We start from the raw sequence: 10,879 nt of genomic DNA, 5'->3' as shown, positions 1-10,879 counted from the left end.
CACCACGGCGGCGCTCGTCACCGTGGTGGAGGACTACCGGCAGCGCTCCGGCGCCGCGCTGCTGGCCGTCGGCCACGACCGCACCCTGCTGGAGCGCTGGTGCGACCGCACGGTCGAGCTGGCCGGGGCGGTCGGCGGCAGGGACGGCGAGGAGGTCAGATCCGCACCCCGCGCCCCCGCAGATACGTCAGCGGGTTGATGTCGCTGCCGTAGCCGGGCCCGGTACGGATCTCGAAGTGCAGATGCGGACCGGTCGAGTTGCCGGTCGAACCGGAGCGGCCGATGCGCTGGCCCGTGTCCACGGACTGCCCGGAGCGCACGGAGATGGCAGACAGATGGCCGTACTGGCTGTACTTGCCGTCCGGGTGCCGCAGCACCACCTGGTAGCCGTAGGCGCCGCCCCAGCCCGCCGAGACGACCGTGCCGCTGCTGACCGCCTTGACGCTGGTGCCGGTGCCGACGGGGAAGTCGACGCCGGTGTGGTGCCCGGAGGACCAACTGCTGCCCGAGGCGCCATAGGGGGTGCTGGGACCGACGCCGGTCACGGGCGCGGTGGCGGACGGCGCCTTGCGCTCGGGAGTCTTGCGTTCGGGCGCCTGCTGCTGCGCCGGCTTGTGGGGCGTCTTCTGCTGCGGCGCCTTCTTCTGGGGGCTCTGCTTCTGCGGGGCCCGCTTGTGCGGGGAGTCCGCCTCGCGGGAGCGCTCGGGGGCGGTGGGCTGCGAGGGAACGCGCTCCGTCCGCCGCGGGCTGCCGGCCAGGCTCAGGCGCTGGCCGGGCAGGATCAGATCGGGGTCGTCACCGATGGTGGCGCGGTTGGTGTCGTAGAGGGCGTGCCAGCCGCCCGCAACCTGGTGCTCGTCGGCGATACCGGACAGCGTGTCGCCGCCGACCACGTGATAGGTGGTCAGCTTCTTGCTGCGCTCGGCCCTGGCGCGGTCCGCCTTCTCCTTGGCGGCCCGGTCCCGTTCCGGGTCGGTCTTCTTCGGTGCCTTCGGGGCCTGCTGCTGCGCCTGGGATCTTTGGGCCGGCTGCCCGGCGGCCGCTGCCGTGCTGCCGGGCGCCGCGTCGCCGCGGGAGAGCCCCGCCCGGGGGCCGCAGTTGGGCCAGGCGCCCGGCCCCTGGCCCCTGAGCACCTTCTCGGCGACCGCGATCTGCTGGCTCCTGGTGGCCAGGTCGGCCCGGGCGGCGTAGGCGGAGCCGCCGTACGCCTCCCAGGTGCTCTGGCTGAACTGGAGACCGCCGTAGTAGCCGTTACCGGTATTGATCTTCCAGTTGCCGCTGCTCTCGCACGCGGCGACCTTCTCCCACACGTCCGTGGGCGCCGCCTGGGCGACATGGGCCCCGACGAGGGGCATGGCTAATCCGGCGCCGCCCGCCGTCACCTGCAAGGAGACGCGGGATGTGGCGCGTTGCTGAGGGCGGCGGTGGCGTCCACGAGGGGACATGGCCCATCCTCCGTTGGTCGGCGGCCCACGGACAACCGTGGCCGGGTCTACAGGTCCAAACCCCGCTCCCGTGCGAGGCGGTGTGCTGCCTGGTCGGCCACGGACTCGTCCAGATACACCTCGCACGCCAGACGACCGCTGCCCGTCATGTTGTGCTCCAGTTCGTAGAGGCTGACCTCGGTGCCGTCGGCCAGCAGGAAGGCGTGCTCGTAGACCGAGCACCACACCTGGCAGTCGCCGGCGTGCACCCGGGGGCCGGGGACGTGCAGGATGTGGTGGCCGAGCGCTGTCGACAGCAGTCGCAGCGTCTCCTCGCCCGGCCGGTCCTGGTTCTCGGCCCGGCGCAGCAGCCTGCGGGCGTGCTCGGCCGAGTCGCCCTCCGGGTACTCCCGGCGCGGGTAGGCGGTGCCGGGTGCGCCGGTCAGGAAGTCGAACGGGACGGCCGCCCGGCCCGCGCCCTCCGGTTCGCCCTCCTCGCCCATCCGGCGGTGCACACGGTGTTCGGAGCGGCGCAGCGCTGCGGCGTCGTCGTACACCTCGTACAACTCGCCCCTGCCGTCCGGACTGTCGTAGCACAACTCCCACAGCAGCAGGCTGGAGCCGTCGGCGAGCAGGAAGACATGGCGGAAACTGCTGCATCGCAGCTCGGGCGGCGGGGAATTGCGGTGCCGCCAGCCGTAGAGCTCGACCTGGAACATCACCGCGCTGCGTAGTCGGGCCAGCACCTCGTCGCGGACGTCGAACGGGTTCTGGGCGCGGGCCAGCAGCTCTTCGAGGTGGTGAGCAGGCGTCGCATGTCCTTTGTCGCCCATCGCGGAACCCTCCCGGCGTGCAGCAACCAACCGACCGTCCCCGCGCGCACACACCGTAGCGCCCCCGGAGCGCCGTGCGGGAGGAGTTGGAGGAATTCCGCTGCCGGAAACGCTTCCGCGGAGCGTTTTTTCAGCCGAATCCAGGCGATATGCCGGAGGATCAGCGGGGGTGAGCGGCGTGCCAGCGGGAACCACAGGTACGACGAACCGGGGCCGAAGGGAGGCGGCGGTGACCACACTGCCCGTCGGATACGAGTCCTACTGGATGCTCTCGGCCGCGGGAGCGCCCTACCCACCGCTGCCGCCCGACGGCCGGATCGAGGTCGACGTGGCCGTGGTGGGCGGCGGTATCGCGGGCCTCTCGGTGGCGTGGGAGCTGGCCCGCGCGGGGCGCGGCGTCGCCGTGCTGGAGTCCGACCGGCTGGCGGCCGGCGTCACCGGGCACACCACGGCCAAGCTCTCCGCGCTGCACGGGCTGATCTACAGCTGGCTGCGGGCCCACCGCGGCGCCGAGCAGGCGCGGGACTACGCCCTCTCGCAGCAGGGCGCGGTCGACCATGTGGCAGCGGTCAGCGAGCAGTTGGGCGTCGACTGCGAGCTGGAACGGGTACCGGCCCACACCTACGTCGAGTCGGCCGATCACGTGGACGAGGTCCGGGCGGAGGCGGAGGCGGCGGCGGAGGCCGGGCTGCCGGCCTCCTTCGTCACCGAGACCGGGCTGCCCTTCCGGGTGCGCGCCGCCGTACGGGTCGAGAACCAGGCGCAGTTCCATCCGCGCAAGTATCTGCTGGCGCTGGCCGACGACATCCGGCGGCACGGCGGGCTGCTGTACGAGCGCACCCGCGTCGTCGGGCTCGACGAGGGCGATCCGTGCCGACTGGACACGGAGAACGGCGGCGAGGTGGTCGCCCGCGACGTGGTGGTGGCCACCCACTACCCGGTCTTCGACAGGGCGCTGATGTTCTCCCGGCTGGAGCCGCGCCGGGAGCTGGTCATCTCCGCGCTGCTGCCCGAGGACGAGGACCCCGGCGGCACCTATCTGTGCCCGGAGCGCGGCACCCGCTCGGTGCGTACCGCGCCCTACCCGTTCGGCGAGGGGCGCCGGCTGCTCATCGTCACGGGGGAGAAGTTCACCCCCGGGATGCCCGGCATCGGTTCGGTCGGAGCCCGCTACGAACGGCTCGCGGCCTGGACCTACGAGCGCTTCCCCAACGCCCGCCTCGCCCACCGCTGGGCCACCCAGGACAACGAGACCACCGACCGGGTGCCCTACATCGGCCGCTTCCACGCCGCCACCCAGCACGTCCATGTCGCCGCGGGCTTCGGCGGCTGGGGGATGAGTGCGGGCGTGCTGGCCGGGCAGTTGCTGGCCGCGCAGCTCACCGGCGAGTCGCCGCCGCCGTGGGCGCGGCTGTACGACCCGGTCCGGCTCAGGCCCAGGGAGGCGCCCGCGCTGCTGCGCCTCCAGTCGGCGGTGGCCCGCCGTTTCGTGGGGGACCGGCTACGGCCCAGTCATGTGGACTCGGTGGACGAGATCCCGCCGGGCACCGGCGCCATCGTGCGGGTGCAGGGGCGGCGCTGTGCGGTGCACCGGACGACCGAGGGCGAACTGCGTGGCGTCTCGCCGCGCTGCACCCATCTGGGGTGCCTGGTGCGGTTCAACGACGCGGAGTCGGCGTGGGAGTGCCCCTGCCACGGCTCGCGCTTCGGTACGGACGGATCGGTGATACAGGGTCCGGCGACCCGCCCTTTGGAGCGGCGGGACCTGGGCGAGGGATGAACCCCGCCCGGGCCCCGGCAAGCGTGCGGCCTGCGGGCCGGCGGTTCACATGCGGCCTGCGGCCCGGCTCACAGCCAGGCCGGGTCGGTGTCCAGCGTGACGGTCTCCAGGGCTGCCAGCAGATCGAACTGCGGGCCCGTACGCGGCAGTTCCGAACGGAAGAAGTACCGTGCCGCCTGCCGCTTGCCCTGCAGGAACGCCTCCTGCTCGGGACTGTCGGACCGGGTGTCCGCGCGGAGCGTGGCAAGGAACTGCCCCAGCCAGATCCACGCCACCACCACGTGGCCGACAGCCTCCAGGTAGACGGAGGAGTTGGCCAGCGCCACCGTGGGGTCGCCGTCCTCCCACAGGCGTGCGGTCACGGCAGTGACCCGCTCCCAGTGGGCGCGCAGCGTACCGGCCAGCTCGGCGGCCTCACCGCCCGCGGCCTCCGCGCGCCGCAGCGTGTCGTGGACGGCGTCGCCCAGGGCCCGCAGCCCGGCCCCGCCGCCCTGCACCACCTTGCGGCCCAGCAGATCGAGGCCCTGGATGCCGTGCGTGCCCTCGTGGATGGGGTTGAGGCGGTTGTCGCGGTAGTGCTGCTCGACGTCGTACTCGCGGGTGTAGCCATAGCCGCCGTGCACCTGGATGGCGAGGTTGTTGGCCTCCAGACACCACTGCGACGGCCAGCTCTTGGCGATCGGGGTCAGTACGTCCAGCAGCAGTCCGGCCCGCTCCCGGTCTTCCTCGGCGTCCGCCGAACGCTGCTCGTCCACCAGCCGCGAGCAGTACAGCAGCAGGCCCAGCGCACCTTCCACATAGGACTTCTGCGCCAGCAGCATCCGGCGTACGTCCGCGTGCTCGACGATCGGCACCTGCGGTGCCGTCGCGTCCTTGCCGCCGGCCGCCAGCGGCCTGCCCTGCGGCCGTTCGCGGGCGTAGGCGAGGGACTTGAGATAGCCGGTGTAGCCCAGCGCCATCGCTCCGGCGCCGACACCGATGCGGGCGCCGTTCATCATGTGGAACATGTACGCCAGTCCGCGGTGCTCCTCGCCCACCAGGTGGCCCACGGCGCCCGGTTCTCCGCCGGGGCGGTGGCGCGCCCCCTCACCGAAGTTGAGCAGCGTGTTGGTGGTGCCCCGGTAGCCCATCTTGTGGTTGAGCCCGGCCGGCACCACGTCGTTGCGCTCACCGAGCGAGCCGTCCGGCTCGACCAGGTACTTGGGGACGATGAACAGCGAGAGCCCCTTGACGCCCGCCGGTCCGCCGGGGACGCGGGCGAGCACGAGGTGAACGATGTTCTCGGACAGTTCGTGGTCGCCGCCGGAGATCCACATCTTGGTGCCGAACAGCCGGTAGGTGCCGTCCTCCTGCCGCTCGGCGCGGGTGGTGACGTCGGCCAGCGATGATCCGGCCTGCGGTTCGGACAGGCACATGGTGCCGAAGAAGCGCCCTTCGAGCATCGGCCGCACATAGGTGTCGATCTGCTCGCGGGTCCCGTGTGCGCACAGCAGCCGCGCGTTGCCGAGGGTGAGGAAGGGGTACGCCGAGGTGCCGACGTTGGCGGCGTGGAAGTAGGAGAAGCAGGCGGTGGCGACGGTGTGCGGCATCCCCATGCCGCCGAACTCCTCGTCCACGGCTGCCGCCAACAGGCCCGACTCGGCGAACACCCCCAGCGCCTCGGACACCTCCTTGGCGGTGTGCACCCGCTCGCCGTCGAACCAGGGCTCCTCCTGGTCGTTCTTCTTGTTGTGCGTCGCGAAGTGGCGGGTGGCGATCCGCTCGCTCAGCTCCAGGGCGTCGTCGAAGGTCTCCCTGGAGTGCTCGGCGTAGCGTGCGCGCCGGGTCAGCGACTCGACGTCCAGCCAGTCGTAGAGCTGGAAGTCGAGGTCGCGGCGGGAGAGCAGCAGCGAGGGTGAGGGCATGAGGTGGTCCGATCCCCGGGGGCAGCGTGGCAGCGAGCATGGAGCGCTCGGTTTCTAAGCGCTTGCTTATGGTCGCGCCGGGGGAATCCCCTGTCAACGGCTCCGCGGCCGGGCCACCGGCTCAGGACTTTCTGGCCACCCCCGCGTACAGCGTCAAGGTGCCCTCCGGCAGTCCGCCGTGCGGGTCGGTGTCGGGACGCCACAGATGCACCTGGGTGACGCCGGGATCGAGCAGTTCCAACCCGTCGAAGAACCCGGCGACCTGCTCCCGGCTCCGCGGGGCAAGGACCGTGCCGCTCCGCTTGTAGATCTCCACGACCGCGTCGATCCGCTCGGAGCCCTCCTCGTCGGGGACGTCCCCGATGCCGTGGCTCAGCGACAGGAAGCTGCCGGGGGCGAGCCGGTCGAGCAGCGCCCGCAGTATCCGTCCGGGCTCCTGCGCGTCCGGGATGAAGTGCATGAGCGCGTTGACCGAGACGGCGACCGGGCGGTCCAGATCGAGCGTCTTGTGCAGCTCCTCCGACTCCAGCACGGCCTCGGGCCGGGTCACGTCCGCGTGCAGATAGGCGGTGCGGCCCTCGGGCGTGCTGTGCAGCAGCGCCTGGGCGTACTGCAGCACGATCGGATCGTTGTCGGTGTAGACGACCCGCGCTTCGGGGGCCACCGACTGCGCCACCTGGTGGAGGTTGGGTTCGGTCGGGATGCCGCTGCCGATGTCCAGGAACTGCCGCACCCCGTATTCGGCAGCCAGGGTGCGGGTGACACGGATCATGAAGTCGCGGTTGGCCCGGGCCGCGGTCACGATCTCCGGCAGTTTGGTGACCACCGCCTCGGCAGCCTGCACGTCCGCCTCGTAGTGCGTCTTGCCCCCGAGGTAGTAGTCGTACATACGCGCGGAGTGCGGTTTGGCCGTGTCGATCGATGGTGCGTCCTGCTCGGACATCTTGTTCCCCCTCGGTCCTGTGGTGGTGGTCCTCGCCGGTTCAGGGTTTGCGGGCCACACCGGCGATCATGCTGGGTCGGCCTTCCTCGAGATCGGTGGTCGCGCCGGGCTCGGGGCGCCAGTCGTGCGCCATCACCAGCCCCGGTTCCACCAGCTCCAGCCCGTCGAAGAAGCGGGCGATCTCGGCACGGCTGCGCAGCCGCAGCGTGGTGCCGCCCTTCGCGTAGATCTCCTCCACCTGGCGGCCCAGCGCCGCCAGCGCCGGGTCGTCGATGTCCGAGGTGGTGTGGGTGAGGCACAGATAGCTGCCGGAGGGCAGTCGGTCGAGCAGACCGGCGAGGATCTTGTACGGGCCCCACTCGTCGGGGACGAAGTGGAAGAGCGCGTTGGCCGAGAGGGCCACCGGCCGGCTGAGGTCGAGCGTGGCGTGCAATTCGTCGGAGTCGATGATCGACTCCGGCCTGGCGGCGTCCGCCTGGAGGTAGGCGGTGCGGCCCTCGGGTGTGCTGTGCAGCAGCGCCTGGGCGTACTGCAGCACGATCGGGTCGCTGTCGGTGTAGACGACCCGCGCTTCGGGGGCCACCGACTGCGCCACCTGGTGGAGGTTGGGTTCGGTCGGGATGCCGCTGCCGATGTCCAGGAACTGCCTGATGCCCGCCTCGGCCGCCAGCCAGCGGGTGGCGCGGATCATGAAGTCACGGTTGGCGCGTGCCATGGCGCCGGCGAACGGCACGGTCGCGATGACCGCCTCGGCCGCCTGTACGTCCACCTCGTAATGGGTCTTGCCCCCGAGGTAGTAGTCGTACATCCGGGCCGAGTGCGGCTTGGTGGTGTCTATGCCGGGGAGTTTCCCCTCTGCGGTCATGCGGCCTCTCCGTTCTCCGGGTCCACGGCTGGGGCGTGCGGTCAGTCGGAGGCCAGCAGGAAGTCGGCCACGCCCTGCTTGGCGCCCTGGAGGAAGGTCTCGAACTCGTGGGTGGTGTAGATCAGCGCCGGGCCTTCCGGGTCGGTCGACTGACGCAGCGCGACCCTGCCGTCGCCCAGCTTCATCGCTTCGACGCAGCTGCCGCCGTTGGTGCCGCTCCACGGCTTCTGCCAGCCCTCGGTGCCGAGGTGCTTGGCGGGCATGCCGTTGTATATGTGTGGGGGGTGGCCTGAATGACCCATGGTTCAAAACTCCTTGCGGATCTCACCGAGAACAGCCTCGGTGTGTGGTACTGGCGCTGCCTGAGCGCCCATGCGGTCCAACACCTCCAGGTAGGCGGCGGTGTCGGGACGCTGGTCCAGGTACGTGGCTCCCGTCAGCCCCTCCGTGTAGACGATGTCCGGGAGCTCCGGGATGTCGAAACGGAAGAGCTGGAAGGGCCCGAACATGCCGGGGTGCGCACCTGCGGTGAACGGGATGATCTGCAGCGTGATGTTCTGCTGCTTGGACAGCTCGACGAGCCGGTCGATCTGCTCGCGCATCACCGCGGGGGAGCCCACGTGGCGGCGCAGCACCTGTTCGTCGAGCACGGCCCAGAGCACCGGCGCGTCGGGGTCCTGGAGGAGCCGCTGGCGCCCCATCCTCAGCTGGACCCGGCGGTCGAGCTCCTCCTCGTCGGCGGAGGGGAATCCGGTGCGCAGCAGGGCGCGCGCGTATTCCTCCGTCTGGAGCAGTCCGGGGACGCAGTGCGGTTCGTATGCCCGGATCAGGCTGGCCTCGCCCTCCAGGCTCACGTAGAGGCTGAACCAGGGCGGCAGCACGTCACGGAAGCTGTGCCACCAGCCGGGCCGGTTGGCCTCGTCCACCAGGGACAGGAAGGAGGCCGTCTCCTCTTCGGAGAGCCCGTACATCCGCAGCAGCTTCTCCACGTAGGGCGGCTTGAGGCCGACCTCCGCCTTCTCCATGCGACGCACCGTGGTCGTGTTGACACTCAGTGCGTACGCGGCCTCCGTGAAGGAGCACCCCGCGCGCTCGCGGAGATCGCGGAGACGTAGACCGAGCACTATCTGCCCCACAGTCGGCGCGGAACGAGCCTCGGCCACTACTGCCTCCTTGGACTGCCTCCCCGGTGGACCCTGGCGTCAGCAGTGTGCCATGCGTCCAATGCAGCAGCCATACTGCCCGTGCGATTCTGCGAATTGCAGAACTCCTCTTGCCATCTGTGAAAGATGCTGGGCATAGTGAACAGCGTGACCAAGCTCATGAGGCTCCGGCACCGGAGCCGCACAGCATCACCCGCGTCACCTGAGGGCCGGCCAGCGGATGCCCTCCGGTCGTCGCACGGGTGTGCCGGCCCGCTGGGGCGGCCCTGTGCGGAGCAGTTCCCGGCAGCCGTCCCCTCCCCTCACAGGTAGACGGAAGGCGTTCCCCCGTGGCCTCCTCGTATCCCCCTGCGCAGCTCTCTTTGACCGCACCGTCGGCCGCACCGGCCGAGGAAGCGCGTCAGGAGGGATTCGAGCTCCCAGCTCACACCGCGTCGGTGGCCCGCGCCCGCGCCCGGCTGCGCAGCAAGCTGCAGCACTGGGGCTTTCCCGAGGAGCTCGGTCACACAGCGCAGCTGGTGATCTCCGAGTTCGTCACCAATGCCGTACTGCACACGGACACCGTGCGCATAAGGTGCCGCATCCACCTCGACAGCGAACGTCTGCGCATAGAGGTCTCCGACGAGGGCGCGCAGAACTGTGCCCCCCAGCCCCGTAGCGCGACCCCGGACGAGGTCAACGGCCGGGGACTGCAGCTCGTGGGTGCCCTCGCCCAGCGCTGGGGCGTCTCCGCGCACGGCACCCGGTGCGGCCGCGTCGTCTGGGCCGAACTGGGCACGACCGGCGCCCTGTGAGCGACTGACCCCGGCCCGGCGCACGTCGCAACCCTCCCGGCTCATCCCGGTCTGTGCACGCAACGCGTCAATTTCCCACGCCCGAAAGCGACTTGGCGTTGGTCCGGCCGCAATCCCCGTGGCATGCTTCCTGCGAAGACAGGCGCCCGCGCGGTCGGCGTGCGGTGCGCCGGTGATCACAGTGGGGCACACATGCGGGAAGACGGAACCGGTGACGGGGAGCACGTGGTGGACATCACTGTCCCGAGCGTGGCCCGGATGTACGACCACTATCTGGGCGGCAAGGACAACTACGCGGTCGACCGCGAGGCCGTCGCCGCCCTGGACGAGAAGGTGCCGCGCACCGGCGCCCTCGCCCGCAACAACCGCCGCTTCCTGCAGCGGGTCGTGCGCATCCTGGCGGAGGACTACGGCATCCGCCAGTTCCTCGACCACGGCTCGGGCCTGCCCACCCAGGACAACGTCCACCAGGTCGCACAGCGCACCGACCCGCGGGCCCGCGTCGTCTACGTCGACAACGACCCCATCGTGCTGGCCCACGGCCGGGCACTGCTGGAGGAGAACGTCAACACGGCGGTGATCCAGGCCGACATGCGCGACACCGAGACGATCTTCGACAGTTCCGAGGTGCGGGGACTGCTCGACCTGTCGCAGCCGGTCGCGCTGTTGTTCATCTCGGTGATGCACTGCATCCCCGACGCCTCCGACCCGGCCGCCGTCGTACGCCGCGCACTGGAGCACGTCCCCTCCGGCAGTTTCGTCGTGCTCAACCAGCTGGTGAGCCACGACAAGGAGACCCGCGACTTCGTCACCGACTTCATGAACCGCAGCACCCACGGCAATTGGGGCCGGGTCCGCGAACCGCACGACGTCGAACCGTACTTCGCGGGGCTCGAACTGCTGGAGCCCGGCCTGGTCGAGATCAACAACTGGCGCCCCGACTCCGATCTGTGCGCACGCCAGCTGGAGGACGAGACCTGGTTCGAGTTCGGCGGCGTGGCGCGGAAGCCCTGGCCCGGCCCCCCGAAGGGAGAGCCGGGCGGCTGCTAGGACTTGTCCGGTCGATCATGTGACTACTTCGTGTCCGGGTCGTTGATGTGGACATGGGGCGGGGTGATCTGACTGATGCCGAGTGGGAACGGCTGCGGCCGTTCCTGCCGGTCAGCAACGGAC

The 10,879-nt window shown here is 70.7% G+C and carries 10 protein-coding genes and 1 pseudogene; 4 read left to right on the top strand and 7 right to left on the bottom strand.

The genetic code is table 11. From position 1 onward, the window contains the following. Nucleotides 1-199, top strand: a pseudogene (locus tag KBY19_RS34475) (ABC transporter ATP-binding protein); the annotation flags it as partial. Here KBY19_RS34475 and KBY19_RS34470 read toward each other — a convergent pair. Together KBY19_RS34470 and KBY19_RS34465 are read right to left on the bottom strand one after the other, a co-directional pair. Further along, complete coding sequence (locus tag KBY19_RS34470; RefSeq protein WP_210967413.1) at nucleotides 156-1,445, bottom strand: transglycosylase family protein; 1,290 nt, start codon at nucleotides 1,443-1,445, stop codon at nucleotides 156-158. The pseudogene KBY19_RS34475 and the gene KBY19_RS34470 sit on opposite strands and share 44 nt — an antisense overlap. Before the next feature lie 47 nt (nucleotides 1,446-1,492). Continuing rightward, a complete protein-coding gene (locus tag KBY19_RS34465) occupies nucleotides 1,493-2,257 on the bottom strand; it encodes a DUF6227 family protein (protein WP_099885337.1) in 765 nt (254 codons plus the stop codon). Nucleotides 2,258-2,486: 229 nt separating this feature from the next. Here KBY19_RS34465 and KBY19_RS34460 point away from each other — a divergent pair, with 229 nt between their 5' ends. Then, entirely contained in the window at nucleotides 2,487-4,037 is a 1,551-nt protein-coding gene (locus tag KBY19_RS34460) for an FAD-dependent oxidoreductase (RefSeq protein ID WP_099885338.1), read from the top strand. 68 nt (nucleotides 4,038-4,105) lie between these two features. On the opposite strand, the gene KBY19_RS34455 is transcribed toward KBY19_RS34460, so the two are convergent. From KBY19_RS34455 to KBY19_RS34435, 5 genes are all read right to left on the bottom strand, one after another. Further along, nucleotides 4,106-5,941 (bottom strand): acyl-CoA dehydrogenase, encoded by a 1,836-nt coding sequence (locus tag KBY19_RS34455; protein ID WP_185018581.1) that lies wholly within the window; start codon nucleotides 5,939-5,941, stop codon nucleotides 4,106-4,108. Between the two features lie 121 nt (nucleotides 5,942-6,062). After that, a complete protein-coding gene (locus KBY19_RS34450; RefSeq protein ID WP_210967412.1) occupies nucleotides 6,063-6,884 on the bottom strand; it encodes an SAM-dependent methyltransferase in 822 nt (273 codons plus the stop codon). Nucleotides 6,885-6,924: 40 nt separating this feature from the next. Further along, entirely contained in the window at nucleotides 6,925-7,749 is an 825-nt protein-coding gene (locus tag KBY19_RS34445) for an SAM-dependent methyltransferase (protein WP_099885341.1), read from the bottom strand. 41 nt (nucleotides 7,750-7,790) lie between these two features. Continuing rightward, nucleotides 7,791-8,051 carry a DUF397 domain-containing protein gene (locus KBY19_RS34440; RefSeq protein ID WP_099885342.1) on the bottom strand — a complete coding sequence of 87 codons (261 nt, stop codon included), beginning with the start codon at nucleotides 8,049-8,051 and terminating at the stop codon, nucleotides 7,791-7,793. A 3-nt stretch (nucleotides 8,052-8,054) separates the two neighbouring features. After that, a complete protein-coding gene (locus KBY19_RS34435; protein ID WP_099885343.1) occupies nucleotides 8,055-8,912 on the bottom strand; it encodes a helix-turn-helix transcriptional regulator in 858 nt (285 codons plus the stop codon). A 362-nt stretch (nucleotides 8,913-9,274) separates the two neighbouring features. Between KBY19_RS34435 and KBY19_RS34430 the strand changes: the two genes are divergently transcribed. After that, nucleotides 9,275-9,706 (top strand): ATP-binding protein, encoded by a 432-nt coding sequence (locus KBY19_RS34430; protein WP_221507024.1) that lies wholly within the window; start codon nucleotides 9,275-9,277, stop codon nucleotides 9,704-9,706. A 192-nt stretch (nucleotides 9,707-9,898) separates the two neighbouring features. Then, nucleotides 9,899-10,756, top strand: a complete 858-nt coding sequence (locus KBY19_RS34425) for an SAM-dependent methyltransferase (protein ID WP_099885345.1) — start codon at nucleotides 9,899-9,901, stop codon at nucleotides 10,754-10,756. Nucleotides 10,757-10,879 lie beyond the last annotated feature (123 nt).

It is taken from the genome of Streptomyces sp. B15 (assembly GCF_018070605.1).
Taxonomy (GTDB): Bacteria; Actinomycetota; Actinomycetes; order Streptomycetales; family Streptomycetaceae; genus Streptomyces; species Streptomyces smyrnaeus.
This window is presented reverse-complemented; position numbering and strand designations above follow the sequence as displayed.